The 26,235-nt window shown below is 71.2% G+C and carries 25 protein-coding genes and 1 pseudogene; 13 read left to right on the forward strand and 13 right to left on the reverse strand.

The window, feature by feature from the left end:
* Positions 1–7 precede the first annotated feature (7 nt).
* From Q4V64_RS48625 to Q4V64_RS48640, 4 genes are all read right to left on the reverse strand, one after another.
* Entirely contained in the window at positions 8–517 is a 510-nt protein-coding gene (locus tag Q4V64_RS48625; protein WP_124444489.1) for a hypothetical protein, read from the reverse strand.
* Positions 514–1,185, reverse strand: a complete 672-nt coding sequence (locus Q4V64_RS48630; RefSeq protein ID WP_124444490.1) for a phosphatase PAP2 family protein — start codon at positions 1,183–1,185, stop codon at positions 514–516. Before Q4V64_RS48630 ends, Q4V64_RS48625 begins: the two co-directional genes overlap by 4 nt.
* 93 nt (positions 1,186–1,278) lie before the next feature.
* Entirely contained in the window at positions 1,279–2,214 is a 936-nt protein-coding gene (locus tag Q4V64_RS48635; protein ID WP_124444491.1) for a M56 family metallopeptidase, read from the reverse strand.
* A 132-nt stretch (positions 2,215–2,346) separates the two neighbouring features.
* Entirely contained in the window at positions 2,347–2,886 is a 540-nt protein-coding gene (locus Q4V64_RS48640) for a DUF5134 domain-containing protein (protein WP_124444492.1), read from the reverse strand.
* A 259-nt stretch (positions 2,887–3,145) separates the two neighbouring features.
* Here Q4V64_RS48640 and Q4V64_RS48645 point away from each other — a divergent pair, with 259 nt between their 5' ends.
* Positions 3,146–5,755 (forward strand): cellulosome protein, encoded by a 2,610-nt coding sequence (locus Q4V64_RS48645; protein WP_124444493.1) that lies wholly within the window; start codon positions 3,146–3,148, stop codon positions 5,753–5,755.
* Here the strand turns inward: Q4V64_RS48645 and Q4V64_RS48650 are convergent.
* Both Q4V64_RS48650 and Q4V64_RS48655 read right to left on the reverse strand, forming a co-directional pair.
* Positions 5,715–6,392: a hypothetical protein gene (locus Q4V64_RS48650; RefSeq protein ID WP_253267386.1), complete on the reverse strand. Its 678-nt coding sequence runs from the start codon at positions 6,390–6,392 to the stop codon at positions 5,715–5,717. The two genes, Q4V64_RS48645 and Q4V64_RS48650, sit on opposite strands and share 41 nt — an antisense overlap.
* A gap of 123 nt (positions 6,393–6,515) precedes the next feature.
* Positions 6,516–7,280, reverse strand: a complete 765-nt coding sequence (locus tag Q4V64_RS48655) for a VOC family protein (RefSeq protein ID WP_172629526.1) — start codon at positions 7,278–7,280, stop codon at positions 6,516–6,518.
* Positions 7,281–7,445: 165 nt separating this feature from the next.
* On the opposite strand from Q4V64_RS48655, the gene Q4V64_RS48660 reads away from it, so the two are divergent.
* Positions 7,446–8,360 carry an N-acetyltransferase gene (locus Q4V64_RS48660; protein WP_124444494.1) on the forward strand — a complete coding sequence of 305 codons (915 nt, stop codon included), beginning with the start codon at positions 7,446–7,448 and terminating at the stop codon, positions 8,358–8,360.
* 1 nt (position 8,361) lies between these two features.
* Here the strand turns inward: Q4V64_RS48660 and Q4V64_RS48665 are convergent, their stop codons facing one another.
* Positions 8,362–8,754, reverse strand: a complete 393-nt coding sequence (locus Q4V64_RS48665) for a VOC family protein (protein ID WP_124444495.1) — start codon at positions 8,752–8,754, stop codon at positions 8,362–8,364.
* Positions 8,755–8,826: 72 nt separating this feature from the next.
* Between Q4V64_RS48665 and Q4V64_RS48670 the strand changes: the two genes are divergently transcribed.
* Positions 8,827–9,378 carry a GNAT family N-acetyltransferase gene (locus Q4V64_RS48670; RefSeq protein WP_124444496.1) on the forward strand — a complete coding sequence of 184 codons (552 nt, stop codon included), beginning with the start codon at positions 8,827–8,829 and terminating at the stop codon, positions 9,376–9,378.
* Between the two features lie 3 nt (positions 9,379–9,381).
* On the opposite strand, the gene Q4V64_RS48675 is transcribed toward Q4V64_RS48670, so the two are convergent.
* On the reverse strand, positions 9,382–10,065 hold the full coding sequence (locus Q4V64_RS48675; protein WP_124444497.1) for a glycerophosphodiester phosphodiesterase family protein: 684 nt from the start codon (positions 10,063–10,065) through the stop codon (positions 9,382–9,384).
* A 284-nt stretch (positions 10,066–10,349) separates the two neighbouring features.
* Here Q4V64_RS48675 and Q4V64_RS48680 point away from each other — a divergent pair, with 284 nt between their 5' ends.
* From Q4V64_RS48680 to Q4V64_RS48695, 4 genes are all read left to right on the forward strand, one after another.
* Positions 10,350–11,747 carry a DUF6421 family protein gene (locus Q4V64_RS48680; RefSeq protein WP_124444498.1) on the forward strand — a complete coding sequence of 466 codons (1,398 nt, stop codon included), beginning with the start codon at positions 10,350–10,352 and terminating at the stop codon, positions 11,745–11,747.
* A gap of 68 nt (positions 11,748–11,815) precedes the next feature.
* On the forward strand, positions 11,816–12,562 hold the full coding sequence (locus Q4V64_RS48685) for an SDR family NAD(P)-dependent oxidoreductase (protein ID WP_124444499.1): 747 nt from the start codon (positions 11,816–11,818) through the stop codon (positions 12,560–12,562).
* Positions 12,559–13,629: a low specificity L-threonine aldolase gene (locus Q4V64_RS48690; protein WP_124444545.1), complete on the forward strand. Its 1,071-nt coding sequence runs from the start codon at positions 12,559–12,561 to the stop codon at positions 13,627–13,629. The genes Q4V64_RS48685 and Q4V64_RS48690 overlap by 4 nt, the downstream gene beginning before the upstream one ends.
* A gap of 95 nt (positions 13,630–13,724) precedes the next feature.
* Positions 13,725–14,297, forward strand: coding sequence for a transglutaminase family protein (locus Q4V64_RS48695; protein WP_124444500.1), 573 nt, complete (start codon positions 13,725–13,727; stop codon positions 14,295–14,297).
* Positions 14,298–14,465: 168 nt separating this feature from the next.
* Here Q4V64_RS48695 and Q4V64_RS48700 read toward each other — a convergent pair whose 3' ends face one another.
* On the reverse strand, positions 14,466–15,194 hold the full coding sequence (locus Q4V64_RS48700; protein WP_124444501.1) for a lysophospholipid acyltransferase family protein: 729 nt from the start codon (positions 15,192–15,194) through the stop codon (positions 14,466–14,468).
* A gap of 189 nt (positions 15,195–15,383) precedes the next feature.
* Positions 15,384–15,800 carry a DUF4395 domain-containing protein gene (locus tag Q4V64_RS48705; protein ID WP_124444502.1) on the reverse strand — a complete coding sequence of 139 codons (417 nt, stop codon included), beginning with the start codon at positions 15,798–15,800 and terminating at the stop codon, positions 15,384–15,386.
* A gap of 87 nt (positions 15,801–15,887) precedes the next feature.
* On the opposite strand from Q4V64_RS48705, the gene Q4V64_RS48710 reads away from it, so the two are divergent.
* The 4 genes from Q4V64_RS48710 (at position 15,888) to Q4V64_RS48725 (ending at position 19,075) form a co-directional block, all read left to right on the forward strand.
* Positions 15,888–16,301: a thioredoxin family protein gene (locus Q4V64_RS48710; protein WP_124444546.1), complete on the forward strand. Its 414-nt coding sequence runs from the start codon at positions 15,888–15,890 to the stop codon at positions 16,299–16,301.
* 207 nt (positions 16,302–16,508) lie between these two features.
* Complete coding sequence (locus Q4V64_RS48715) at positions 16,509–17,018, forward strand: flavin reductase family protein (protein WP_124444503.1); 510 nt, start codon at positions 16,509–16,511, stop codon at positions 17,016–17,018.
* A gap of 251 nt (positions 17,019–17,269) precedes the next feature.
* Complete coding sequence (locus Q4V64_RS48720) at positions 17,270–18,058, forward strand: electron transfer flavoprotein subunit beta/FixA family protein (RefSeq protein WP_124444504.1); 789 nt, start codon at positions 17,270–17,272, stop codon at positions 18,056–18,058.
* 54 nt (positions 18,059–18,112) lie between these two features.
* On the forward strand, positions 18,113–19,075 hold the full coding sequence (locus Q4V64_RS48725; protein WP_124444505.1) for an electron transfer flavoprotein subunit alpha/FixB family protein: 963 nt from the start codon (positions 18,113–18,115) through the stop codon (positions 19,073–19,075).
* 227 nt (positions 19,076–19,302) lie between these two features.
* Here Q4V64_RS48725 and Q4V64_RS48730 read toward each other — a convergent pair whose 3' ends face one another.
* The gene (locus Q4V64_RS48730) at positions 19,303–20,208 is read right to left on the reverse strand and encodes an endonuclease/exonuclease/phosphatase family protein (RefSeq protein ID WP_172629527.1); all 906 of its coding nucleotides are present in this window, start codon (positions 20,206–20,208) and stop codon (positions 19,303–19,305) included.
* 216 nt (positions 20,209–20,424) lie between these two features.
* Here Q4V64_RS48730 and Q4V64_RS48735 point away from each other — a divergent pair, with 216 nt between their 5' ends.
* Complete coding sequence (locus Q4V64_RS48735; protein WP_124444506.1) at positions 20,425–21,729, forward strand: aldolase/citrate lyase family protein; 1,305 nt, start codon at positions 20,425–20,427, stop codon at positions 21,727–21,729.
* A gap of 95 nt (positions 21,730–21,824) precedes the next feature.
* Positions 21,825–22,796, forward strand: a pseudogene (locus Q4V64_RS55815) (serine/threonine-protein kinase); the annotation flags it as partial.
* A gap of 1,532 nt (positions 22,797–24,328) precedes the next feature.
* On the opposite strand, the gene Q4V64_RS48745 reads toward Q4V64_RS55815, so the two are convergent.
* Both Q4V64_RS48745 and Q4V64_RS48750 read right to left on the reverse strand, forming a co-directional pair.
* Entirely contained in the window at positions 24,329–25,126 is a 798-nt protein-coding gene (locus Q4V64_RS48745; RefSeq protein WP_124444507.1) for a hypothetical protein, read from the reverse strand.
* 7 nt (positions 25,127–25,133) lie between these two features.
* Positions 25,134–26,228 (reverse strand): LacI family DNA-binding transcriptional regulator, encoded by a 1,095-nt coding sequence (locus tag Q4V64_RS48750; protein ID WP_172629528.1) that lies wholly within the window; start codon positions 26,226–26,228, stop codon positions 25,134–25,136.
* Between the last annotated feature and the right edge of the window lie 7 nt (positions 26,229–26,235).

Raw genomic sequence — 26,235 nt, forward strand, 5'->3', positions numbered from 1 at the left:
GGTGATCTTACGGGGCCACGTTCCACGCCACCGGAAGATCAGCACCGCAGAAGACGCAGACGAAGTCGCCCTCGCGCACCACTGAGCACTCCCCGCACCGCTCGCACCGCCGGAACACCACCTCGTGCGTGAAGCGGCCGGGGTGGGCGACGCCCGCCCGGTCCAGGGCGCGGGCGACCGCGTGCCAGGAGTCGAGGTCCGGGCAGTAGCCGGTCGACTGGTTGGTGACCTCATGGACCGCCCAGCACGCGGAGACGTGCCGGAACCCCATCTCGCCCGCGGCCAGCACGTCGCCGCCGCCCGCACACGCCACATGCTCGCTCCTGCGCGGCGCGAGCCGCAGCAGGCCGTCCGGGGCGACGACGTAGGTGAAGGGCTCCGAGAGTTCGGCCGTCCCGCGGCCGGTCAGCCACGTGGTGAGGTCGGTGGCGTATCGGACCGCGTGGCCCGTGGAGCCCGGCCGCACGGCCGATCTCAGGTCGGGCGGGCCCACATAGCGATAGCGGCGGGTGCTCACGCCCGCTGCCGCTCGTGGACCGCCACCGCAAGGGCCACCACCAGGGCGCCCAGCAGCCAGCCGCCCACCACGTCCGAGGTCCAGTGGACGCCCAGCCACACGCGGGTCAGACCGACGCCGACGACGGAGACCACGGCGACTGTTACGGCCGTACGCCACAGGACGCGGTCGACGCCGTGGCGGTGCAGCAGCCACAGCAGGAGGCCGCAGACGACCGTGGCCGTCAGGGCGTGGCCCGACGGGAAGGCGGCGTAATGGGCGGAGTCGACGGGGTCGGGCCAGACGGGCCGCGGCCGATCGACCACGGCCTTGAGGGACTGCTGCACCAGCGTGCCCAGCGCACAGGCGAGCGCCAGCCATCCGGCCGTCCACCAGGCCGCGCGTCGCCACACCAGCCACACCACGACGACCGCGCACAGGATCCGCATCGTCCACGGGTCCCACACCCAGTCGGTCAGGATGCGGAAGGCATGGCTGACGCCTGACTCGTCCACCGCCCAGCGGTGGGTGGTGCGGGAGATGTCGCCGTCCAGGGTGAACAAGGGGTGCCACTCGGCGGCGACCAGCGCGAGCAGCAGCGCGGAGCACAGGGCGAGGACGCCCGCCGCACGGGCGGCGGTGCGGTGGGTCGGCGGACGGGGCGGGGAGTCGATGGATGGGGTGTGCATACTGCGATCCTCACCGACGGGTGGGGCAGGAGGCCAGTCCGGGGCGATCTTGGGAAGATCTCGGAACTCCACCCGAGGAACCCGCGCCGCGCGTCATCCCAGCGCCCGCAGCCCCGGTACGAACGCCACCAGGACCGGTACCACCGGCACCAGCGCGGCCGCTGCCGTCAGCCGCAGCCGACGGCCCGCCGTGAGCCGGTCCGGGGGCGCCAGCAGCCGGTGCACGCGCTGCGGCACCTGGGCCTGCGGGGTCGGGCAAGGGCCGAACACGCCCCGGTCCTCGTTGAGTTCCACCAGGGCCAGCGCGGTCGTCAGCCGGCCGAAGCGGCGGGAGGCCATGTCGTCGGCGGCGAGTTCGACCAGGCGGTGCATCTCGTCGCGGAACGCGGCGAACACCGGCACCTGGGGGAACCCGCCGGCCAGCGCGGCCGAGCAGTGCAGCAGCCAGTCGTGCCGGGCCTGGGCGTGTCCCTCCTCGTGGGCGACGAGGGCGTCCAGCTGCCGGCCCTTCAGCCGCCGCAGGGCGGCCGTGGTGACGACGAGCCGGGGCGCCGCACCCGGCAGCCACCAGGCGTCGGGCCGCTCGCCCTCCAGCACCACGAGCCTGCTGCCGGGTTCCTCGCCGGGCAACAGCGGGGCGCGGACGAGGAGTTCGGCCCGGCGCAGCCGACGCCGGGCACGCGCCCGTACCACCTCGCTCACCAGCATCGCCGCGCTCCACACCCCGCCGCAGGCCAGCGCCACCGCGGTCGTCGCGGCCCACGGCCCGGCGGCCGCACCCAGGGGGTAGGCCTCGACGACGGCGTGCGGCGCCGGGGCGAACACCTGGCCGCGCACCACCTGCCAGGCCACCGCCGCGCTGAGCGTCATCGCCAACGCGCAGCACACCAGCACGGCCGCAACCACGCACTGCCACACCCACAGCGCCACCACCGGTTCACGGTCCGCCCAGTCGGCCCGGGCCAGCAGCCGGGGCGCGACGACGGCGGTCAGAACGCCGAGCAGCAACAGTGCCGCGGGGAGCATCATGAGGGCAGCTTACTTATGAGTGCCGTACCGCTCAGGCGTACGGACCGCGCGGCCAAAGTGACGCAAGCAACGGTCGCGTACGGCAGCAAGGGTCGCGTACCCCAGCAACGGCAACGGTCCACGCCACCGGCCTCAGAGCGTCAGCAGCATGGCCACCATCGCGATCCCCATCGACAGCCGGCACGCCCGCGCCAGCTCCGGCCGGTCGCCCCACCGCCCGGCCCCGCCACCGGCGGCCACGGGCACCAGACGTACGCCGGTCAGCAGCACGTACCCCGCGAAGTAGAGGAGCAGCGCCCCCGTCAGCAGGGGGACCCCGGCACCACCGTGCCCGGTGTGCCCCCCGGCGGAGGAGGCCATGACCACCGCCATGTAGACCATCGCCGAGGCACCCACGAGGTGGTGCAGGTGGTGGGCGCTCGCCCGGGCCGCCCACAGGGCGTGCAACGCGGCCACGCCGAAGACGACCGCGTAGAGGGGCCAGGCCCACGAGGGCGGGGTGTACACCGCCGCCGGTACGGCCATGGCGGCCATACCGAAGCCCATGAGCGCCTCGCCGCCCGCCGCGCGGCGCTGTTCCTCGACGGTGCTGCGCATCCGCAGCAGGCAGTAGGCCCCGGTCGCCGCGCACAACGCCACCAGCAGCCAGCCGGGCGAAGCCGGTCCGTGCACACCCACCTCCCCGCTCGACGGTCGGTCAAGGGATGCGATGCCCGGGCCGTGCGGCGCGCACGCGAGCGCAAGGGTGTATACGGGGAGCACTCGAGGGAGCACAGCAGGTCACCGATGCTCCATCCCGGCCTGAACTCCTCTGTGGGCGGGTACCGGAAGTCTCGGAGGTCGTGCCCCATTGACGTGGTCGACGCCTCCTTCTTACGTTCGACCCGGCCGGTTCGGATCATCGACTGGCGTACGACATGCCGGACGAAGGATGGATGCCGTGGCAGCCGAGACCCCCGCCGACCCCGTTTCCGATTCCGAGCAGCTCGTCGTCGACCTCGGCGCCGAGACGGGCCCCTTCCACGGCGGCGCGAGCGGAACGCTCTACGGCCTGTACGGCGACGGCGTCCCCAGCCGCGCGCTGGTCGAGGGCATGTACGTCCGCACGGTCACGACCAAGGCCCAGGACGGCATCCAGCACCCCGGCGCCGACGCCCTGGAGATCCTGCCGTCCTTCGTCGCGGCGGGCGGCAAGGACGTCTACGTCTACCTGACCGACTTCTACCGCGGCTTCCCCTACGAATGGCCCGGCGCCACCGGCGAGGAACGGCTCGCCGGATTCCTGGAGATCATCCGCCGCCAGGTCGAACAGGTCCTGACCGTGGGCGCCCACAAGTCCCACGTCGTGTACGTCCCCTTCAACGAGCCCGAGGGCAACATGTTCGGCGAAGGGGAGTGGAGCTATGACGGGGTCTCCTGGCGCACCGATCCACGGCACTACTTCGCGGCCTGGAAGGACGCCTACCGCCTGATCAAGGGCCTCGACCCCGACGCCCGCATCGCCGGCCCCAACACCAGCATCCTGTACCCCGAGGTCAGAGGCTTCCTGGAGTTCGCCAAGGCGCACGACGTCCTGCCCGACGTGATCACCTGGCACGAGCTGTCCTCACCGGCCGAGGTGCGCACGAACGTCGCCAAGTACCGGGAGATGGAACGGGAGCTGGGCATCGGACCGCTGCCCGTCAACCTCAACGAGTACGCGCACAACTACCACGTGTCCGTCCCCGGTCAGATGGTGCAGTGGATCTCCGCGATCGAGGAATCCAAGGTCGACGCCGACATCGCGTACTGGAACATCGCCGGCAACCTCAACGACTCGGCGGTCGAGGCGGGCAAGGGCAACGGCCAGTGGTGGCTGTTCAACGCGTACGGGCAGCTGACCGGGAACACCGTCAGGGTCACCGCGCCGCACCCCAACGCGCAGTACACGCTGCAGGGGCTGGCCACCCTGGACCGGGACAAACGGCAGGCCCGAGTCCTGTTCGGCGGCGCGGGCGGGCCGGCGGACGTCGTCTTCGAGGGCGTGGACCCGGACGTCTTCGGTCCGGCCGTACACATACGGCTCCAGGAGATCCCGTGGACGGGACAAGTGGGACCCTGCGCCCAGCCGTTGCGCCGGTACGACGGTGAACTGCCGGTCGTGGACGGCCGGGTGACGCTCGAGGTGAGCGGCCTCGACGCGATGTCCGCCTACCAGGTCATCCTGTCCCCCGGCGGCAACGGAGCCGCGTCCCTGCCGTCCTCGGTCGGCGGGAGGTGGACGTACGAGGCCGAGGACGCCACGTACACCGGCGGCGGCTACGCGAAGAACGGGCCCGAGGGATCTTCGTCCGCCGTAGACCGGTTCGCCACTTCCGGCGGCTACCACGTGGGCGGTCTGCGCACCGGTTCCGACGGCGTCCTCGCCTTCGACGTCGAGGTCCCGCAGGACGGGACGTACGACGTCAGCGTGTTCGCCAACTCCTACAACCTGGCCGAGCTGGTGCGCGAGCAGGGCCCCACCAACGTCTTCCTGCGCGTCGACGGCGAGGACCCGCGCGAGCTGCGGCTGCCGCTCGGCTACAAGTGGGCGGTGTGGGGCCACGCGGACACGCGGGTCGAGCTGACCGCCGGCCGGCACCGGATCACCCTCGCCGCACAGGACCCGGACCTCGGTGTCACGAAGGGCGAGGCGGTCGTCGACAAGCTGGACCTCACCCTGCGCACCGAAGACGACACCGCCCTGTACGAGGCCGAGTACGCCTCGCTCGGCGGCGGCGCGGTCGTCAGCCACGCGCACCTCGGCGCGTCGGGGCCCGGCGCCGCCGTGCTGCCCAGGGGCGGCACGGTCACCTTCTGGGTGCACGCGGCCGACGACGGCGAGGCGAGCGTGACCGTCGACGTGCTCGGCCCGGGCGAGGGCCTGCTGACGGTCAACGGCGAAAAGGCCGGGCGCGTCGAGCGGGGAGCCGTCCCCCTCTTCCTGAACGGGGGCGTCAACAAACTCACGGTCACCGGCACTTCGGACAGCCTGGTGGTGGACCGGCTGCGCGTCGGCCCCTCCCGCGGGCTGCTGCCCGCCACCGCGTACCCCGCCGAGGAAGGCGCCCTGACCGGTACCGCGAAGGTGACCGGATATTCGTACGCCACCGGCGGCAAAGCGGTGGACGGCATCGGCGGCGGTTACGACAACGCGCTCACGCTGACCGTCACGGCGGAGCGCGCCGGACGCCACGCCTTGACGATCCGCTACGCGAGCGGCGAGCAGGCGCCCGCCACCCACTACAACCCGGACCCGGTCTGCCGCCACGCGGACGTCTTCGTCAACGCGGTTGGCCCTCAGCGCGTGCTGTTCCCCACCACCTTCCACTTCAACAACTTCTGGAACCTCTCGATCCCCGTCACGCTGCACCAGGGCGCCAACACGGTCACTTTCACGGCCGACACCCTCCCCGGCTTCGACGGCGACATCGGCGACGAGTACGGCCGGCGTTCGGCTCACGCCCCGGTCATCGACCAAGTCACCGTGACGCCGCTGTTCCGGAGCGCCTCGGCCGCATGAGGTCAAGGTCCTCGCCCCACGCATCCAGCGTGGGGCCGTGCCCGGCTCGTCGTGCCGCGTCCTCGACCCGGGCGAAGAGCCGCCGCTGCACATCCACCTCACCGGAGCCCGCGATCCGGCCGACCACCTCCAGCAGGGCGGCCGTTTCCCATCCCGGCAAGGGGAACCTCTCCAGCTCCCACGCCAGGTACTTGTTGTACGGCCGCGGACGGCGATCGAGGGCGAACAGCACCTCCAACAGGGACGACATGCTGTCGGCGGCGTCCAGCCGGGCGGCGAGCGGACGGCCGTCCCGGGCGTTCTTGACCGACCGGTAGAGCGAGTTGGCGTAGGCGTCCAGCGAGCCGGCGGCGGCACCGAACGCCTCTTCCTCGCCCAGACGCCCCTTGGCGGCGACGATCTCGGCGATCTCGCCATCGAGCCGGTCGAGCAGGACCCGAGCCCGGGCGAGGGCGTACCGTTCCCAGCCCCCGAGCCGGCGGAAGTCCTCGACCGTGGTGACGAGGAGGTCGAGCCGCGCGGAGCGGTGGCCGTCAAGACGGGCGAGGTCGCTCACCGCGTCATCGCCGTCGCCGTTGTCGGCGGCCTCGTCGGTGAGGACGACGTACAGGTCGTGGTCGGAGTGTTCCGTGGCCATGCCGTCGTGGGCTCGGGAGCCCTTCAGGACGAGTCCGACGACGGCCGGGTCGTCGGCGGCGCGGGCGAGGAACGCACGCTACCCGGCTCGGACGGCCACCCGCACCCCGGGTCTCTCCCTCGCTCAGCCCTCGTCGGCCGCCCGGTACACACCGAACATCGCCGCCTGCGGATCCCGCAGCACGGCGATCCGCGGTCCGTCCGGCACGGCGGTGGGTTCCATGAGGACGGCGCCGCCCGCCTCCGTCGCCGCGGCCGCCGCCGCGTCCACCTCCTCCACCGCGAAGTACGGCAGCCAGTGCGCCGGCACCTCGTGCGGGAACTTGTCGTCCATCGTCACCATGCCGCCGAAGTCCGCGCCGTCGATGCCCCACTGGGTATAGCGCTCCGAGGCGTTGACGCTCCAGCCGAACACCGTCGTGTAGAAGTCGACGGCCCGCTCGGGGGCACGGGTCAGCAGCTCCACCCAGCCCAGCGAGCCGGGCGCGTTGAGCAGCCCGGCGCCCGGGAAGGACCGTGCCTGCCACAGATGGAAGGCGGCGCCGGTCGGATCGCGGACCACGGCGAAGCGGCCCAGGTCGAACACGTCCATCGGGCCCACCAGAACACTCCCGCCGGCATCGGTCACCCGCGCCGCAGTGGCGTCCGCGTCCGGCACGGCGAACGACACGCTCCACGCGACGGGCTGCCCCTCCTGGTACAGCGGGCTCAGCGCGGCGACCGGCGCGTCCCCGAGGTGCGCGAAGGTGTAACCGCCCGCCTCCTGGCGGGGATCCGTCTCGGCACGCCAGCCGAACAACTCCTCGTAGAACCGCTTGGCACCCGCCAGGTCACTGGTCCCGAGCTCGGCCCAGCACGGCCCGCCGGTCACCGGCTTGTCGAGCTTCATGGCGTCCCTTCCGCTGAGAAACCCCCTCCAGCACGCTAAGCCCCGCCCCGGCCACCGGCCATCCGGCGAAACCCTCTGGAACCGGCGCCGCCGCCGCCGTACCCTCGGTCCCGTACCGCACCGCATGGCGGCCTCCAGCACCCACCGATGACCCGGAGGTCCCGCATGTCCGCGCCCACGGTGCGCCCCTTCCGCCGCGACGACCGCGACCAGCTCACCGAACTGATCAACGCGCACGTCGCCGCCGTCGTCCCCGGCGTCTCCGTCTCCGTGAACACCGTCCTCAGCGAGATGGAGCGGCAACCCGGCGAGTCCATCACCGACCCGTGGGTGAGCGAGCGGGTCACCCTCGTCGCCGAGCAGCGCGGCTCCGTGGTGGCGGCGGCCCATCTGCTGCGCTACCGCGCCGACGCCGAGGTCGGGGAGTGCTACCGGGACGTCGGTGAGATCGACTGGTTCGTCTGGCAGCCGCCGGCCTCCTTCTGGCCCGACTCCGAGGAGGCCGCCGATCTGCTGATGACCGCCTGCCTCGCCCGGCTCGCCCGCTGGAAGGTCCGCACACGGTACGCGTCAGCCGACGTGCCCGCCCCGGTCGTCTACGGCCTGCCCCGCACCTGGCCGCACATCCGAGCCGTCTTCGAACGCGCGGGCTTCCGGCACGCCGGGGACACCGAGGTGATCCTGATCGCGCGCGTGGCCGACCTGCCGTCCTGCGAGCACCGGCCGGGCGTCACCGTCGAACGCACGCTGGGGGAGTGCGGCACCCGTTTCACGGCGCACGCCGACGGCCGCGCCCTGGGCTTCATCGAGGTCGACACCACCCTCGCGCGCCCCGAACGCCACTCCCGCGCCGCGGGCCTCGCCGACATCGGCAACCTGCACATCGATCCCGCGGAATACGGCCAGGGCCTGGAGCACTGGCTCCTCGCCCAGGCCGCCGACTGGCTGCGCCTGTGCGGCGTGGACCGGCTCCTCGCCTACGAGCCGGCCACCGACCGCACGATGATCGGCCACCTGACCTCGGCGGGCTTCCGCGAGCTGACCCGTACCGACCGCTGCTGGGAGCACCGGCCGGGATGACTCAGACACCGGGGCGGCGGCGCAACGGATGGTCCGCCGGCACCTCCACCAGCACGATCGGCGTGCCGTCCGGATCCGCGATCCACATCTCGACCAGCCCCCACGGCTCCTTCACCGGCGGCCGCACGATCTCGACGCCCTTGGCCCGCAGCTCGTCGTGCGCCGCGGCCACGTCCTCGACCTGGAGCCACAGCCGCACGGCAGAGGACGGGGGAGTGTCGGACCGGCCGGAGACCTCCAGGAAGCCGCCGCCGAGGAAGTAGACGGTGCCGCGCTCCGCCCCCGTTCCGAACTCGCGGTAGACGGCGAGGCCCAGCTGCTCGCCGTAGAAGACACGAGACCGTTCCGGATCAGTGGGCCGCAGCAACGTCCGGCCACTCAGTACGTGCACCATGCACCCGGAGCCTAGTGGCCGGGTTACTCTCATCGATGCCCGAGCCGCGCCGAAGAACCGGAGATCCGAGCCATGGACACCGCCGCCACCGGAACCGCCCCCGGACTGACCTTCCGCGATGCCACCGACGCCGACGCGGACGCGCTCGTCGCGCTGATCGAGTCGGCGTACCGGGGGGACTCCAGCCGCACCGGGTGGACCACCGAGGCGGACATCCTCGAAGGGCAGCGGACCGACCAGGAGGGCGTGCTGGCCGTCATCAAGGCGCCCGGCAGCCGGCTGCTCACGGTCGAGCGCGACGGGCGGATCGTCGCCTGCTGTCAGCTCGAACACCGTGGTGACCACGCCTACTTCGGTTTGTTCGCGGTCAGCCCCGAGCAGCAGGGCGGAGGCCTCGGCAAGGTGATCATGGCGGAGGCGGAGCGCACGGCCCGCGAGACCTGGGGCGCCAAGGAGATGCACATGACCGTGATCTCCGTACGGAACGACCTGATCGCCTGGTACGAGCGCCGCGGCTACCGCCGTACGGGAGAGATGACCCCCTTCCCCTACGGCGATGAGCGCTTCGGTATCCCGCAGCGCGACGACCTGCAGTTCGAGCTGCTGGTCAAGCCGCTGGCGTGACGTTCATGCGGTGAAGCGGCCGGTGCGCTTGATCTCCGGGTAGTCGGTGGTCGCGCCGTCCAGCCCGAGGGCCCGTACGAGCCGCAGGTGGTCCTGCGTGTTCACCACCCAGCCGATGATCTTCAGGTCGGCCTTGCGCGCGTGCTCCGCGATCTCCAGGGTGAGCCGGCGGATGTTCAGGCAGACGGTCGCGGCACCGGCCTCGACCGCGCGGTCCACGATGTCGGTGCCGTACCGGCTGCCGATGAGCGCGGTGCGTACACCGGGCACCAGCCGGGCGATCTCGGCGATCGCCTCGTCGTGGAACGAGGACACCTCGACCCGCGAGACCAGGTCCCGCTCGTGCATCACCTTGGCCAGCGCACGCGCCGCCGCCACGTCCTTGATCTCGGCCTGAAGCGGTGACCGCACGGCGTCCAGCACCTCCTCGAACACCGGAACGCGCTCCCCGCGGCCGGCGTCCAGGGCCCGCAGTTCGGCGAGGGTCAGCTCGGCGATCGGGCCGCTGCCGTCCGTCGTGCGGTCCACGTGGGTGTCGTGCATGACGACCAGGGCGTCGTCCTTGCTCAGATGCAGATCGAGTTCGAGAACGTCGAGGCCGGCCTGTTCGGCCGCGACGAAGGAACGGAGGGTGTTCTCGGGTTCCACACCCATGATTCCGCGGTGACCGATGGTAAGGAAGTTCAAGGTTCAACTCGCTTCCGTCGACGGCGGCTCGGCGGCCCGCGCGGGCCGCAGGGAGCGGCCACGCGGGCTGATCCGCAGCCTAACGGCCCTGCCCGGCGATGGACCCGTGCCTGCGCCGGGGGCGGGCGCGTGAAGCGGAAGCAGTTGCCATCGCGGTGGCGGACAGGAAAATATTCTGTGTCTACGGGGAGTGGACAGGACAATTTCCTGAGTCCCGCCTTGCTGGGAGAAACCGCGTATGTATACGGTCTCCTTACGCGAGGTTCTCCAGTGGAGGATGGGACATGACGGAAATTCTTGTGCAGGCGGCTTCGGGGGAGCAGGTTCTTCCCGCGACTCGGGTGGTGGAGCACCCGGCGTGGCCGGTGCTCAAGGATGCCGTGGAGCAGATCCGGCCATGGCAGTCCAAGGACGGGTCGATCGACTTCGAGGCCGAGGGCGCCCCGGACCCGGCGGACGCCGAACTCGCCGTACGGCGTGTCGTCCACGCGGTCGAGGAGCTGTCCCCGCTGCTCCCGCACGACGCCGACTACCACGCGGCCCTCGTGAAGGACCTGCACCACTGGGCCGACGGCGGCTTCAAGGTGCCCGACTTCCTCGACTCGCTGCTGGCCTTCCAGCCCGCCGCGAACCGTGCGGACGGACTCCAGCACCTGGTCGTCTTCCCGATGTACACGCAGAACGGCAACCCCGACCGCAACCTCGAAGCGGTCGTCCTGCGCATGGTCTGGCCCGACTGGCTGGCCGAACTGGAGCGCACCCGCTACGACAACCCGCTGTTCTGCGGCATCAAGTTCGAGGACTTCACGGCCGGCTACGACACCAACTCCGCCGTCCTCTTCCCCGAGACCATCGCCGTGCGCGAGGCCCCCGAGCGGTTCAGCTGGGGCGGCATCTTCTGCGACCGCGAGGCCGCCCGCTTCCGCCGCGTGACCGCGGCCGCCGTCGACATCCTCGGCCTGGAACTGCCGGCGGACGTCGCCGCCATGGTCGACGACCAGAAGCGCTGTGAGGAGGCCTTCGTGCTGTGGGACATGGTCCACGACCGCACCCACAGCCACGGCGACCTGCCGTTCGACCCGTTCATGATCAAGCAGCGCCAGCCGTTCTGGATGTACGGCCTGGAAGAGCTGCGCTGCGACCTCACCGCCTTCAGGGAGGCCGTGAAGCTGGAGACGGACGGCGTCCCGCAGGCCCGTGACGTGCAGTACGCCGTGCTGTTCGACCGCATGTTCCGCTTCCCCGTCACCGGCGAGCGGGTGCGCAACTACGACGGCCTCGGCGGCCAGCTCCTCTTCGCCTTCCTCCACAAGCACGACGTCGTCCGCTGGACCGACAACAAGCTGTTCATCGACTGGCAGCGCGCCCCGCAGGTCACCAACCAGCTGTGCGCCGAGATCGAGAAGCTCTACCGCGAGGGCATCGACCGCCCCAAACTCGTCCACTGGTTCGCCGGGTACGAGCTGGTCGCCACCTACCTCGCCCCGCACCCGGGCTCCAAGTGGGCCAAGGGCCCCGACGCCCTCGACCTGAGCCAGCCGCCGAGGAAACTCGTCGATGACGTGCTTCCGGACGAGTTTCCGCTGAGCATGTTCTATGAGGCCCTGTCCAAGAAGCTGAAGAACGTGATCGCCTCCACCAAGGGCATCACGGCGGACAGTGCCGAGCGGGTCGCCGCGTGAGCGACCGCGCTACCGGTGCGCCACCGCGGCACACCATGGACACGGACACTGCTCAGGAGGCGAAGACCATGGGGAACGGGGCTCTCAGCGGTGCGGTGATCGCGGTGGCCGGCGCGGGCGGACCCGCCGGGCGGGCGACACTGCTCCGGCTCGCCGAGGCGGGCGCTACCGTCATCGGCTCGGACAACGACCCCGAGCGCCTGGCCGAGGCCGTGGACGCGGCGAGCTACGCGCACGGCGGCGCGACCGTCACGGGTGACACGGTCGACCTGCTCGACCTGAAGGCGGCCCACGAGTGGGCCACCCGCGTCGAGAAGGACTTCGGCCGCGTCGACGGGCTGGTCCATCTCGTCGGCGGCTGGCGCGGCAGCGAGACCTTCACCAGGACGAGCCTGGACGACTGGGACTTCCTGGAGATGCTGCTCGTGCGCACCGTCCAGCACACCTCCCTCGCCTTCCACGAGGGGTTGCAGCGCAGCGACCGCGGCCGGTACGTCCTGATCAGCGCCGAGGGCGCGAGCAGGCCCACCGCGGGCAACGCCGCCTACGCCGCCGCCAAGGCCGCCGCCGAGGCGTGGACGCTGGCCATGGCCGACTACTTCCGCAAGGCCGGGGGAGCCGGGGGACCGACGTCGGCGGCTGCGATCCTGGTGGTGAAGGCACTGGTGCACGAGGCCATGCGCGCCGAGCGCCCCAACGCGAAGTTCGCGGGCTTCACCGACGTCAAGGACCTGGCCGAGGCCATCGTCGGGGTCTGGGAGAAGCCCGCCGCCGAAGTGAACGGAAAACGTCTGTGGCTGACCGAGAAGCCGTGAACCCGCCCAAGACCGACGCGCGTCGCCACCACGACCCGGAGGTCCGCGGTTTCGCCAGCGACAACTACGCCGGGGCCCACCCGGAGGTGCTCGCGGCCCTGGCCCTGGCCAACGGCGGGCACCAGGTCGCGTACGGCGAGGACGTCTACACCGAGAACCTCCAACGGATCGTCCGCAGCCACTTCGGCGCCACGGCCGAGGCGTTCCCGGTCTTCAACGGCACCGGCGCCAACGTCGTCGCCCTCCAGGCGGTCACCGACCGCTGGGGCGCGGTGATCTGCGCCGACAGCGCGCACATTAACGTCGACGAGGGCGGCGCCCCCGAACGCATGGGCGGCCTGAAACTGCTCACCGTGCCCACGCCCGACGGCAAGCTCACGCCCGAGCTGATCGACCGGCAGGCGTACGGCTGGGAGGACGAGCACCGGGCGATGCCGCAGGTCGTCTCGATCACCCAGGCCACCGAACTGGGCACGGTCTACACACCGGACGAGATCCGCGCGATCTGCGACCACGCCCACGCCCGCGGCATGAAGGTCCACCTGGACGGCTCCCGCATAGCCAACGCGGCGGCCTCCCTGAACGTGCCGATGCGGACGTTCACCAACGCCGTGGGCGTGGACATCCTCTCCCTGGGCGGCACGAAGAACGGCGCGCTGTTCGGTGAGGCGGTCGTCGTCATCAACCAGGACGCCGTCAGCCACATGAAGCACCTGCGCAAGCTGTCCATGCAGCTCGCCTCCAAGATGCGCTTCGTGTCCGTGCAGTTGGAGGCCCTGCTCGCCCGGGACCTGTGGCTGCGCAACGCCCGCCACTCCAACGAGATGGCCCAGCGACTGGCCGAGGGGGTGCGGGCCGTGCACGGCGTCGAGATCCTCTACCCCGTGCAGGCCAACGCGGTCTTCGCGCGCCTTCCGCACGACGTGAGCGAGCGCCTGCAGCAGCGGTTCCGCTTCTACTTCTGGGACGAGGCGGCGGGCGACGTGCGCTGGATGTGCGCGTTCGACACGACGGAGGAGGACGTGGACACGTTCGTGGCGGCGCTGAAGGAGGAGATGGCCGGCTAGGCCTGTCCGAGGTCCTCCCACTGGCAATGCATAGGTATGCGTTAGCTTGAAAATTGATTGACGTGTGAGTGATCGCATATCTATGCTCTGCCGACATGCAGCTGATCCAGAAAACCGCTGACCTGTCTGCCTACTTGGCCGCTGATGAGGCGATCGACCACCATCATCCGCTCGTCCGCGAGACGGCCGCCAGGCTCGCTGAGGGAGTGGCGGATTCGTATGAGTATGCGCGAGCGGCGTTCGAATTCGTCCGCGACACCATCCCCCACTCCCAGGATTCGGGCGACCCGCGTGTCACCTGGCGCGCCTCCGACGTCCTGGAACAGGGCACCGGCATCTGCTACGCCAAGGCCCACGTCCTCGCCGCGCTCCTGCGGGCCGAGGACATCCCGACCGCCCTGTGTTACCAGAAGTTCGACGTGGTCCACGGCCTGGTCGCCGTGCGGTTCAACGGGGCCTGGCATCGGCAGGATCCCCGGGGCAACAAGCCGGGAGTGGACGCCCAGTTCTCCCTCGATGGGGAGCGTCTGGCCTTCCTGCCCGATCCGAAGTCCAATGAGCTGGACTATCCGGTCCTGTATGCCGAACCGCACCCGACGGTCCTCGGCGTCCTCAAAGCAGCCCCCGACCGGCCGTACCTCTGGAAGACGCTTCCCATCGCACTCTGAGGCACGTCGCCATCGAGGCCCACGGGCTCGTCAACGGACCCAGCACCGCTGGCAGGTCGGCACTCCTCGACGACGCGGCCCGCCATCTCGCCGTACGCCTGGACGGCCGTGCCCCGCACGAGGACCGACCGGCCTCCGGCGCCCTGGCCCGGGCGGAGCGTGGGGGTGTCAGCGCGCCTCGGCCGCGCGGACCTCTTCCGGTGTCGGTGCGGTGCCGCCGAGGTGGGCCGGCATCCACCAGGTGTCGTTCGCGTCCCTGGGGCGCACCGGGTAGGCGCGCTGGGCGGCCTCCAGGAGTTCCTGGACGCGCTCGCGCAGCTGCCGGGTGATGGCGCCCGCGTACTTGTCGCGGGAGGCCTCGAGCGCCTCGCCGACCCGGATGGTGATCGGGGTGTGGCTGCGCTTGAAGTTGCGCGGGTGGCCCTTGGTCCACAGCCGCTGCGTGCCCCACACCGCCATCGGGATCAGGGGCACGCCCGCATCCTGGGCCAGGCGCGCGGCACCCGACTTGAAGCTCTTCAGGGTGAACGACGGCGAGATGGTGGCCTCCGGGAAGACCCCGACGATCTCACCGGACCGCAGCGAGTCCAGCGCGTGCGCGTACGCCGCCTCACCCTGCCCGCGGTCGACCGGGATGTGCTTCATCCCGCGCATCAGAGGGCCGGAGATCTTGTGGCGGAAGACGGACTCCTTCGCCATGAAGCGAACGAGACGTTTCTGCGGGAGGGCCGCCAGTCCGTTGAAGACGAAGTCCAGGTAGCTGATGTGATTGCTCACCAGCACGGCACCGCCCGAGCGGGGGATGTTCTCCGTACCCTTGCAGTCGATCTTGAGGTCCCACGCCTTGAACAACACCTGGGCGAGACCAACGACGGGACGGTAGACAAGCTCTGCCATGGACGGTGTGGGCCCTTCCTTCTCTGCCTGGGAAGGGGACTCCAGGCGGAAAGTTACGCGGCCGTAGGTTTACGGCATCTCGCAGATCGTGCCCCAAGAACGGACGGGTAGCCAGTCCTGGTGCCCGCCGACGGCGAGATTCTCGTCACGTCCACTCCCATGACCCACCTCGTGCTTTTTAAGGCGCCTTTACTGCGCGCGCAGCGTCGCCCGCCGTGCCAGCAGGTACGTCTCGCACCCCAGGCAGTAACCGAACGCCGCGTTCAGGAAGGCGGCCGCGAGCGCCGCACCGGTGGCGGCGAGTCCCAGCCAGTCCGGCCCGAGCGTGTAGCCGACGAGCCCGACGCCCGCGAAGACGAGCCCCACCGCCTGCGCGAACCGCGGCGGTTCCGGCGCCTCGAACTCGGTCGGCGGCCCGATCCGCGGCCGCAGCGCCTTGCGGAACAGCCAGCCGTACGGCGAACGGCCCACCCCGCCCGCCGCCCCCAGCGCGAACGCCAGCGTCTGCCAGGCCAGCAGCCAGACGCTGCCCGTGATCAGCACGACCGCCAGCACGACGGTCGTCACGGCCGCACCGAAGCGCGGCCCCCTCACATCAATGTCCATGGGGTTCATGGGAACCAAGCATTCCGCAGTGGAGGCGGATTCGGGGAGCCGGGAATCTTTGCGGTCTCGTGAATGCTTGTGCAGGAGATGACCGGACTCGTGGTGTGCGTGGCGGTGCTCGCGATGGCGAGCGCCTACGGAGTGCTGCATCGGCGGCGGAGCGGGAGGGTACGGGTGCGAGGGCGCGACGACGGAAAGCGGCTCGGCGCGGCCGAACTGGGCGGGCCGCTCGGCGAGCGCGCCACCCTCGTCCAGTTCTCCAGCGCATTCTGCGCCCCCTGCCGGGCGACCCGACGGGTCCTGGGCGAGGTGGCCGACATGGTCCCGGGCGTGACCCACGTGGAGATCGACGCCGAGGACCACCTCGACCTCGTCCGCGAACTCGACATCCTCAAGACCCCGACCGTGCTGGTCCTGGACGCCGGCGGCCGGGTCGTACGGCGTGCCACCGGCCAGCCGCGCAAGGCCGATGTGATCGCCGCGCTGGGGGAGGCGGTGTGAGGGCGGTGGAGCCGGCGTGAGGCATCTCCCATATTCCGGGACGTACTTGACTGTGCACACCACCTATCGTCAGCCTGACCGTATGCCTTCGGAACTCCTTCTCTTCGGGCGGGCCCATGTCGACCTGGCCCGTACCGCGAGCGCGCGCTGTCCGGGCTGTTGAGCAGCCACGGACCTGATCGCCACTCCTCGCAGAAGGACCACTCCATGACGGCCATGCCCGGCCTCGGCACCCCTCGGCTCGCCTCCCCCGACCTCCTGCGCTCGGTCTTCCGGCGGCACGCGGCCGGAGTCGCCGTGATCACCGCGCGCGGCGACGCCGGCCCGGTCGGCTTCACCGCCACCTCCCTCACCTCCGTCTCCGCCGAACCCCCGCTCCTCTCCTTCGGCATCGGCACGGGTGCCTCGAGCTGGCCCGCGATATCCGAGGCCGACCACGTCGGCGTGCACATACTCGGCGAGCACCAGCAGGACCTGGCCGCCACCTTCGCCCGCAGCGGCGCCGACCGCTTCGGTCCGGCGACCTCCTGGCACGAGGGCCCCGAGGGCGTTCCCGTCCTCGACGACGTCCCGGCCTGGCTGGTGTGCCGGATCGCCGGACGCGTGCCGGCCGGCGACCACCGCATCGTGGTGGCCGAGGTCGTCCTCGGCGACTCCACCGGCCCCGGCCGTCCGCTGCTCTACCACCAGGGTCGGTTCCACGGCCTGCGGGACTGATCGGCTCACCCGTTCTTCTGTGAGGTCGTCCACGTCGTCCAAGTCGTCGAGTGCGAAGCCGTCGAGTTCCGATTACGCTGCGTTGCAAAGGTCACAGTTCAAAGCGCTTGCTCAGCGGGAACGAACTGGGTGTACTGACGAGTAATATTGCGGTCGGAGCGCAGGTCGCCCCGACCGGGATCGGCCGCTTGGGGCGCCTATGCTGCCTGCAAGAGGCAGCAGAGAAATGTCGATGCAGTAGGAGAGCCGGCGTGAGCTTGAGGATCGTTGTCACTGTGAAGTACGTGCCCGACGCCACTGGCGACCGGCACTTCGCCGATGACCTGACCGTCGACCGGGACGACGTGGACGGTCTGCTCTCCGAACTCGACGAGTACGCGGTCGAGCAGGCGCTGCAGATCTCCGAGAACTCCGACGACGACGTGGAGATCACCATCCTGACGGTGGGCCCGGAGGACGCCAAGGACGCGCTGCGCAAGGCGCTGTCCATGGGCGCCGACAAGGCCATCCATGTCGAGGACGACGACCTGCACGGCACCGACGCCATCGGCACCTCCCTGGTGCTGGCCAAGGCGATCGAGAAGGCCGGCTACGACCTGGTGATCTCCGGCATGGCCTCCACCGACGGCACCATGGGCGTCGTACCCGCCCTGCTCGCGGAGCGCCTCGGGGTACCGCAGGTCACGCTGCTGTCCGAGGTCTCGGTCGAGAACGGCACCGTCAAGGGCCGCCGCGACGGCGACGCCGCGTCCGAGCAGCTGGAAGCCTCTCTCCCGGCGGTCGTGTCCGTCACCGACCAGTCGGGCGAGGCGCGGTACCCGTCCTTCAAGGGCATCATGGCGGCCAAGAAGAAGCCGGTGCAGTCCTGGGACCTGTCGGATCTGGACCTGGAGGCCGAGGAGGTCGGCCTGGAGGGCTCCTACACGGTCGTGGACTCCGCGGCGCAGCGTCCGGCCCGCACGGCCGGCACGATCGTCAAGGACGAGGGCGAGGGCGGCAAGCAGCTCGCCGAATTCCTCGCGAGCCAGAAGTTCATCTGAGGCTCGTAGTTCGCTGACCGCCCCTCAAACTTATCCAAGCAGGAGAGCAATCCCATGGCTGAAGTTCTCGTCTATGTCGATCACGTGGACGGTGCCGTCCGCAAGCCCACCCTGGAGCTTCTGACGCTGGCCCGCCGCATCGGCGAGCCGGTCGCCGTCGCGCTGGGCAACGGCGCCGCCGACACCGCCGACACCCTCGCCGAGCACGGCGCGGTCAAGGTCCTCACCCACGACGCCGCCGAGTACGCCGACTACCTGGTCGTCCCGAAGGTCGACGCCCTGCAGGCCGCGTACGAGGCCGTCTCCCCGGCCGCCGTGCTGGTCCCGTCCTCCGCGGAGGGCAAGGAGATCGCCGCCCGTCTGGCGCTGCGCATCGGCTCCGGCATCATCACCGACGCCATCGACCTGGAGTCCGGCGACGAGGGCCCGGTGGCCACCCAGTCGGTGTTCGCCGCCGCCTTCACCACCAAGTCCCGCGCCGCCAAGGGCACCCCGGTCATCACGGTCAAGCCGAACTCGGCCGCCGTGGAGGCCGCCCCGGCCAACGCCGCGGTCGAGGCCCTGGAGGTGACCTTCTCCGAGAAGGCCACCGGCACCAAGGTCACCGCCCGCACCCCGCGCGAGTCGACCGGCCGTCCGGAGCTGACCGAGGCCGCGATCGTGGTCTCCGGCGGCCGCGGCGTCAACGGCGCGGAGAACTTCGCGATCATCGAGGCCCTCGCCGACTCCCTCGGCGCGGCCGTCGGTGCCTCGCGTGCCGCGGTGGACGCCGGCTGGTACCCGCACACCAACCAGGTCGGCCAGACCGGCAAGTCCGTCTCCCCGCAGCTGTACATCGCCTCCGGCATCTCGGGCGCGATCCAGCACCGGGCCGGCATGCAGACCTCGAAGACGATCGTGGCGGTCAACAAGGACGCCGAGGCCCCGATCTTCGACCTCGTCGACTACGGCGTGGTCGGCGACCTCTTCGACGTCGTCCCGCAGCTCACCGAAGAGATCAAGACCCGCAAGGGCTGATCCCGCGCTCGGGCGTACGAGGCCCCCGCGACCGCTTCCTGGGCGGCCGCGGGGGCCTGGGGCCCTTCTGCTGGATCTCCGCGGCGTCGCGACGCCCGGCACGCACTCTCGCCGCACCGGACAAAAGCCCTGGTAGCTCCGCTACAAGGGCTTCCGCCCGGCACGCCGAGAGCACGCACCGAACGCCGCTCCTTCTTCCACGGATATCCAGCAGAAGGGCCCCAGGCTCATCCCAGGCTCAGGGACGCCTGCACCGGCAGGTGATCGCTCGGGAACTGCCCGTTCCGGGCGAAGGTGTTGATCGAGGCCCGGTGCGTCCGGACGCCGGGCGTGGCGAGGATCCAGTCGATGCGGTCGCCGTCGGGCGTCAGCGGCTTGTAGCCGTGGAAGGTGGCGTACAGCTTGCTCCGCTCGGCCGCGGTGTCCCAGGTGTCGACCAGGCCGGCGCCCAGCATCGTGTCGTAGACCGGGTTCTTGTGGGCGGCGACGTTGAAGTCGCCGGTCACCACGAGCGGGAGCGAGCGGTTCAGCCCGGCGATCCGCTGGGTGGTCAGGGTGGCGGCACGCGCGCGTGCGTACTGGCTGGCGTTGTCCAGGTGGGTGTTGAGGAAGTAGAACTCCCGGTCGCCGTCGAGCAGATCACGGAAGCGGACCCAGGTCACCATCCGGATGGAGCCGCCGCCCCAGGTGTTCGACCCGACCACGTTGGGCGTGTCGGAGAGCCAGAAGTGGTCGTACTCCCGCGGGGCGAGGCGGTGGGTGTCGTAGAAGATCGCCATGAACTCGTCGCGGCTGCCGCCCGCGCGTCCGGTGCCGATCCAGTCGTATTGGGGTCCGAGGTCGGACTCGATGTCCCGCACCTGCTGGTAGAGGCCCTCCTGGGTGCCGACGAGGTGCGGGCCCTCGCGGCGCAGCAGTTCGCGCATCACGGGTCTGCGGACGTTCCAGCTGTTGGGTTCGGCGGTGCTCGCGAAGCGGAGGTTGAAGGACATGACCTCCAGGGGGCCGCTCAGGCTTTCGTCCGCCGAGGCGGGTGCGGGGGAGAGTGCTGTACTGGACAGGGGAACGGAGATCGTGGCGGCTAACGCGGTCTTCAGGCCCATGCGGCGCGTGACTCGGCTGTGGTTTCGCACAGGGGCTCCTTCTGTGGCGGCTTCCGGGGCGAGTCGTGCGGGATGCGCTGTGACATGTGTGGAGCACGTGAGGGAAACGGTGCCAGATAGACGTGAACATGCCGAGATGTCGGAGTGGATCGAGAGGGAAGACGGTGTTGACCGGCGGGAAGAGTGACCGATAGCTTCGTTCTACGGATTGTTGATTCCGTAAAGCGGAAAACGGGAGGCTGTGGGATGGGTCAGGGCCAGCAGGAGCAGGTGGCGACGAGCCTCGCGGGCGCCGTCAGCGAGGAGATCAGCGCCTCCCTCGCGCCGGTCGACGCCGAACTCGAGCGCCGCTACCCCGGAGACCCCGGCACCCGCCAGCCCGTCCACACCGTCTACGTCCCCGGCGACGCCTTCGCCGCCGACACCATCCGCTCATGGGGCGACAGAGCCCTCGCCGCCCTGGACGAACACGCCCCGGACGCCGCCTCCTTCGCCGCCGTCCTCGGCCTCTCCGGCGAACTCGCCGAGCCCGTCCACGCGCGCGTGCGGGCCAAGTTGGAGCGCGAGCCCATCGAAGACCTCCGCGTCGACTTCGAGGACGGCTACGGTCCGCGCCCGGACGCGGAGGAGGACGAGACGGCGGCCCGTGCGGCGCGGCTGATCGCCCAGGCGTACGAGGACGGCACGGCTGCCCCGTACATGGGCATCCGCATGAAGTGCATGGAGGCGCCCGTCCGCGACCGGGGCATCCGCACCCTCGACATCTTCCTCACCGGCCTGATGGAGGCCGGCGGCCTGCCGGACGGGCTGGTGCTGACGCTGCCGAAAGTGACGTACCCCGAGCAGGTCACCGCCATGGTGCGGCTCCTTGAGGCCTTCGAGAAGGCGCGCGGGCTGGAACCCGGCCGGATCGGCTTCGAGATCCAGATCGAGACCAGCCAGTCCATCCTCGCCGCCGACGGCACCGCGACGGTGGCCCGCATGATCCAGGCCGCCGAGGGCCGCGCCACCGGCCTCCACTACGGCACCTTCGACTACAGCGCCTGCCTCGGCGTCTCCGCCGCCCACCAAGCCAGCGACCACCCCGCCGCCGACCACGCCAAGGCGATCATGCAGGTCGCGGCGGCCGGCACCGGCGTACGCGTCTCGGACGGCTCGACGAACGTCCTGCCCGTCGGTCCGACCGCGAAGGTCCACGACGCCTGGCGGCTGCACTACGGCCTCACCCGCCGCGCCCTGGCCCGCGCCTACTACCAGGGCTGGGACATGCACCCGGGCCACATCCCCACCCGGTACGCGGCCGTGTTCGCCTTCTACCGCGAGGGCTTCGAACAGGCCGCCGGCCGCCTCGCCCGCTACGCGGGCCGCATGGGCGGCGACGTCATGGACGAACCCGCCACCGCCAAGGCACTCAGCGGCTACCTGCTGCGCGGCCTGGACTGCGGCGCCCTCGACATCGCCGAGGTCGCCCGCCTGACCGGCCTCACCCGGGCCGACCTCGAGGGCTTCGCCGTGCCCCGCCGGGGCGATCTGACGGTCTCCGCCAAGTAGCGGGCCTGTCACGGGGTCACCATCCGGCTGGCGTTGTCACTCCTGCCACGTAATCTGTACGGCACGCATGGACGGGTCACAGGAACGGGGCGGCGGTGTCTTCGGGGGAGTACGGGCGGGCGGACGGGGCCGGGAGGCTGCTGGCCGGGCGTTATCGCGTCGTGGCGCAGCTCGGACGCGGCGGCATGGGCGTGGTCTGGCGGGCCCTCGACGAGGTGCTCGGCCGTGAGGTCGCCGTCAAGGAGCTGCGCACCTACACCGACGCCGACGGGCCCGAACTCGCCGGTCTGCGGCTGCGGATGCAGCGCGAGGCCCGCGCGGCGGCCCGGGTGCGTCATCCCGGCGTCGTGTCCGTGCACGACGTGGCCGAGGTCGACGGCCGTCCGCTGATCGTGATGGAACTGGTGGACGGGCCGTCCCTGGACGACGTGCTGCGCGAGAAGGGCACCCTGGACCCGCGCGAGGTGGCCGGGATCGGCGCCGAGGTCATGGACGCGCTGGCCGCCGCCCACAGCGTCGGCGTCCTGCACCGCGACGTGAAGCCCGGCAACATCCTGCTCGACCGCTCGGGCCGCGTCGTCCTGACGGACTTCGGCATCGCCACCATGGAAGACCCGGGCGACGGTTCGGCCACCCACCTCACCCGCAGCGGCGAACTCGTCGGTTCCCTGGACTACTTGGCGCCCGAGCGCGCCCAAGGCGCCGACCCGGGCCCGGCCTCCGACATCTGGGCCCTGGGCGCCACGCTGTTCTCGGCCGTCGAGGGCGGTTCGCCCTTCCGTCGTACGTCGACGTACTCCACGCTCGCCGCGATCGTCACCGAGCCGCTCCCGGAACCCCGCCTCGCCGGGTCCCTGGGCCCCGTCCTCAAGCGCCTGCTGGACAAGCGACCGGAGGGCCGCCCGGAGGCCGACGAGGCGCGGGAGCTGTTGCAGACGGTGGCGGACGCATCCACCCGGGACACGCCGACAACGACGCTACGGGCGACGACGGATCCAAGGTCGACGCCAACGAAGCCGGAGCGGAGCGTGTCGGCGGTACCGCCGGGGACCGGGGCGCCGGGGCCGTCAGGATCGGGGGAGACGGAGGGTTCGGCGAAGTCGAGGGATTCGGCCGGGCAGGAATTCGGGGCTGCGGGGCAGAGCGCGCCAGGGATTCAGAGGGCCGGCGCTTCAGAGCGGCGAACGCTGGAGGCACGGGGATTCGGAGCTCCGGAGCAGGGGGCACCGGAGGCTCCCGGTCCAGGTCAGGGCACTCCAGGCCCCGGCGTACCGGCGGCTTCCGGCTTCGGCGATTCCGGGGCGGTGGGGGAGGACGGGCCTGTTGGGTCTGCGGGGGTGCCGCCAGGGTCTGCGGGGGATAGCGGGCCTGTTGGGTCTGCGGGGGTGAACGAGTCCGCTGGGTCTAAGGGGGACAGCGGGCCTGTCGCGTCTGCAGGGCAGAAGGGGCTGGACGAAGCCCGGTCGTCGACGGCAGCCGAGTCCCGAGGCACCTTAGGCCGACCGAGGTCCCGTCTGCGGGTGAAAACGAGCCTGCCGGGTCTGTGGGGGAAGGGGACTGCTGGGTCTGCCGGGGGGAACGCTGGGTCTGCGGCTGTGAACGGGCCTACCGGGTCTGCGGGGCAGAACGGGCTGGACGGGTCTGCGGGGGAGATCCGGCCTGCGGGGCAGACTTGGGCCGCAGGGCAGACTGGGCCGAATGGGCCGGCGGGTCACACCGGCGCGACCGGATCGGCTGGTTCGCCGGGGGCGAGTGGTCCGACTGGTTCGGTCGGCCCGATCGGGCATGCCGACGAAGTCGGCGAGGCCGGGCACGTTGGGCAGACCGCTCACAGCGGCCACGTCGGCCAGACCGCCCACGCCGGATCGCCCACCCCTGGCTCCGCAGCCCCCACCCCGCCCGGGCCGGACCCGGCCGCCACCGGCCCCATGTCCGCCGCTCATTCCTCCCACCCCACCGGCTCCTCCCGCCGCAAGGGACGTGCCCTGCTCGCCGCCGCGGCCGTCACCGTCGTGCTGGCCGCGGCCGGAACCACCGTCGCGCTGCTGAACGACACGGGCGAGGCCGAAGCCGGCGCGCAGCCCACCTCCGGCTCCTCCGCCGCCTCGCCGCCGACAGCCGGCCGCACCGACGCCGAGCGCTCGGACGACCTCAAGCCCGCCGAGGAGGACGACGGCAAGACCCCGACCACGACGAAGGCGCCGGGCGACAAGGCCGAGACCACGCCCGCCGATGGGACCACCCCGTCCCCCACCAAGACCTCGGGTGGCGGCACGTCCTCAGGAGGCGGCACCGACGGCGGCACAACCGGTGGCGGCACGTCAGGTGGCGGCGGCACGCCGGGCGGCGGAGGCGGCGAGACCAGCCCGGCCCCCTCCTGCTGGCACATAGGCGACGGCAAGTACGACTGCAACGTCTGGCGCACCGCCAAGTCCTACACCGCCGACGGCACCGAGGTCGGCGTCCTCAACGCGGGCACCAACTACTTCTACTGCCAGCAGAACCTGGGCCGCCGCGAGACGTACGGCGAGTGGACCAACGTCTGGTGGGCCAAGACGGACGACGACAGCGGCAACACGAACGTCTTCGTCAGCGATGTCTACATAAAGGGCGGCGACAACGACGCGCCGGTCCCCGGACTCCCGGTCTGCTGAACCCGCACGTACCGCTCCAGGCCGGAGGCCGTCACCCGTTTCTCCTCCTTGAACAGCCGCGTGCCCCGCTCGCACAGCAGCCGGTCCCCCCGGGCCCGCACACAGAACTCCTCGGGCGTCACCCCGAACAGCTCCCTCAACCGGACGGAGCCCACGAGGAGTGCGGTGAGCAGGGCCCGCTGGCCGGGATGCGTACGCGGGGCGTCGGGGGTGCCGTTGTGCAGGACGCCGTGCCGGTTGACGTACACGTGCACGCCGGGCAGCGTCACTCCGGCGCCCACCTCTACCCGCACCTCGCGCGCGGGCAGCCAGGCGCGGCCGTAGTTGCCGTTCGGCAGCGGCACGCCCTCGCTCGCGTCGACCACCGCGAGCTGCTCGGCGTCCAGCCAGATGACGAACAACTCCCGTACGGTACCCGGCGCTTCGAAGGGCGATGCGGAGACGTATCCCATGCGGCTGACGTGCGCGGAGACGCCCACGTCGATGCCGGTGACCCGGGCCCTGACCATCGGGATGGGCGAGGAGATGCCGAACTCGACCATTTTGTGCCGCAGTTGGGCCGGGCTGGCGTTGGAGCCGACAGCCAGGACGGGGACGCGGTCCTCGTGTACGAGAAGGTCGAGGGGCAGCAGCCGGTCGCCGTCGAGGAGCCCGGACTCCCGCGGCCACGCCCCGGGGTAGAGCAGCGGGTGATCGCGCGGCGCCTCGGCGAGGCCGAGCGCCTCCAGTGTGCGGTGGTCCACGGGCGGCTCAGTCCGCCGGCGGCAGCTCGCCCGAGCCCCGGGTGATCAGCCGCGTCGGCAGCTCGATCCGCTCCGGGGTGATCAGGGTGCCGTCCAGTTGGCGGAAGAGACGCTCGGCGGCGGTACGGCCGAGGGCCGCCGCGTCCTGGGCGACGACCGTGACGCCCGGCTGGAGCAGATCGGCGAGCTCGATGTCGTCGAAGCCGACGAGGGCGACGCGGCGGGCCTGTTCGGCCAGGACCCGGATCACGGTGACCGTCACCCGGTTGTTGCCCGCGAAGACCGCCGTGACGGGGGAGGGGCCGGAGAGCATCGCCTCGGCCGCCCGCCGTACGCGCTCGGGGTCGGTGACGCCCAGCGACATCCAGGAGTCCTCCACCGGGATGCCGGCGTCCTCCATGGCGGCCCGGTAGCCGCGCAGCCGCTCGGCGGCGGTGTGGATGCGGGGCATGTCGCCGATGAAACCGATCCGGCGGTGCCCGTGGGCGATGAGGTGCGCCACGCCGTCGCGGGCGCCGCCGAAGTTGTCCGAGACCACCACGTCGGCGTCGATGTGCCCGGCCGGACGGTCCACGAACACCGTCGCCACGCCCGCCTTCAGCTCGGGCTCCAGATACCGGTGGTCGTCCCCGGCCGGGATGACCACCAGCCCGTCCACCCGCCGTGCGCACAGCGCCAGCACCAACTCCTGCTCGCGCTCCGGGTCCTCCGCGCTGGAACCGTTGATGAGCAGGGCGCCGTGGGCGCGGGCCACCTCCTCGACCGCGCGGCTGAGCGGGCCGTAGAACGGGTCGGCGAGGTCCTCCAGGACCAGCCCGATGCTGGCGGTGCGACCCTTGCGCAGCACTCGGGCGCTGTCGTTGCGGCGGAAACCGAGAGCGTCGATGGCCTCCTGGACACGGCGCTCCGTCTCCGGGGTGACACCCGGCTCCCCGTTCACCACCCGCGAGACCGTCTTGAGTCCGACACCGGCACGGGCGGCCACGTCCTTCATGGTCGGACGGTTGCCGTAACGACTCCCGGAGGGGCGGTCTGCGCGGCGGTGGGTCTCGGGCACGGTGCGGTGTCCTGTCCTGTCGTCCACTTCGGATGCGTCGGTCATGATGTTG

The organism is Streptomyces sp. NL15-2K (genome assembly GCF_030551255.1).
GTDB lineage: Bacteria > Actinomycetota > Actinomycetes > Streptomycetales > Streptomycetaceae > Streptomyces.

Bases quoted from the DNA above. Each gene is read 5' to 3' on its own strand.
- Q4V64_RS48630 (WP_124444490.1), bottom strand. From the start codon at position 1,185: ATGCACACCCCATCCATCGACTCCCCGCCCCGTCCGCCGACCCACCGC.
- Q4V64_RS48635 (WP_124444491.1), bottom strand. From the start codon at position 2,214: ATGATGCTCCCCGCGGCACTGTTGCTGCTCGGCGTTCTGACCGCCGTC.
- Q4V64_RS48645 (WP_124444493.1), top strand. From the start codon at position 3,146: ATGGATGCCGTGGCAGCCGAGACCCCCGCCGACCCCGTTTCCGATTCC.
- Q4V64_RS48650 (WP_253267386.1), bottom strand. From the start codon at position 6,392: ATGGCCACGGAACACTCCGACCACGACCTGTACGTCGTCCTCACCGAC.
- Q4V64_RS48655 (WP_172629526.1), bottom strand. From the start codon at position 7,280: ATGAAGCTCGACAAGCCGGTGACCGGCGGGCCGTGCTGGGCCGAGCTC.
- Q4V64_RS48660 (WP_124444494.1), top strand. From the start codon at position 7,446: ATGTCCGCGCCCACGGTGCGCCCCTTCCGCCGCGACGACCGCGACCAG.
- Q4V64_RS48665 (WP_124444495.1), bottom strand. From the start codon at position 8,754: ATGGTGCACGTACTGAGTGGCCGGACGTTGCTGCGGCCCACTGATCCG.
- Q4V64_RS48670 (WP_124444496.1), top strand. From the start codon at position 8,827: ATGGACACCGCCGCCACCGGAACCGCCCCCGGACTGACCTTCCGCGAT.
- Q4V64_RS48680 (WP_124444498.1), top strand. From the start codon at position 10,350: ATGACGGAAATTCTTGTGCAGGCGGCTTCGGGGGAGCAGGTTCTTCCC.
- Q4V64_RS48685 (WP_124444499.1), top strand. From the start codon at position 11,816: ATGGGGAACGGGGCTCTCAGCGGTGCGGTGATCGCGGTGGCCGGCGCG.
- Q4V64_RS48695 (WP_124444500.1), top strand. From the start codon at position 13,725: ATGCAGCTGATCCAGAAAACCGCTGACCTGTCTGCCTACTTGGCCGCT.
- Q4V64_RS48700 (WP_124444501.1), bottom strand. From the start codon at position 15,194: ATGGCAGAGCTTGTCTACCGTCCCGTCGTTGGTCTCGCCCAGGTGTTG.
- Q4V64_RS48705 (WP_124444502.1), bottom strand. From the start codon at position 15,800: ATGGACATTGATGTGAGGGGGCCGCGCTTCGGTGCGGCCGTGACGACC.
- Q4V64_RS48710 (WP_124444546.1), top strand. From the start codon at position 15,888: ATGACCGGACTCGTGGTGTGCGTGGCGGTGCTCGCGATGGCGAGCGCC.
- Q4V64_RS48715 (WP_124444503.1), top strand. From the start codon at position 16,509: ATGACGGCCATGCCCGGCCTCGGCACCCCTCGGCTCGCCTCCCCCGAC.
- Q4V64_RS48725 (WP_124444505.1), top strand. From the start codon at position 18,113: ATGGCTGAAGTTCTCGTCTATGTCGATCACGTGGACGGTGCCGTCCGC.
- Q4V64_RS48735 (WP_124444506.1), top strand. From the start codon at position 20,425: ATGGGTCAGGGCCAGCAGGAGCAGGTGGCGACGAGCCTCGCGGGCGCC.
- Q4V64_RS48750 (WP_172629528.1), bottom strand. From the start codon at position 26,228: ATGACCGACGCATCCGAAGTGGACGACAGGACAGGACACCGCACCGTG.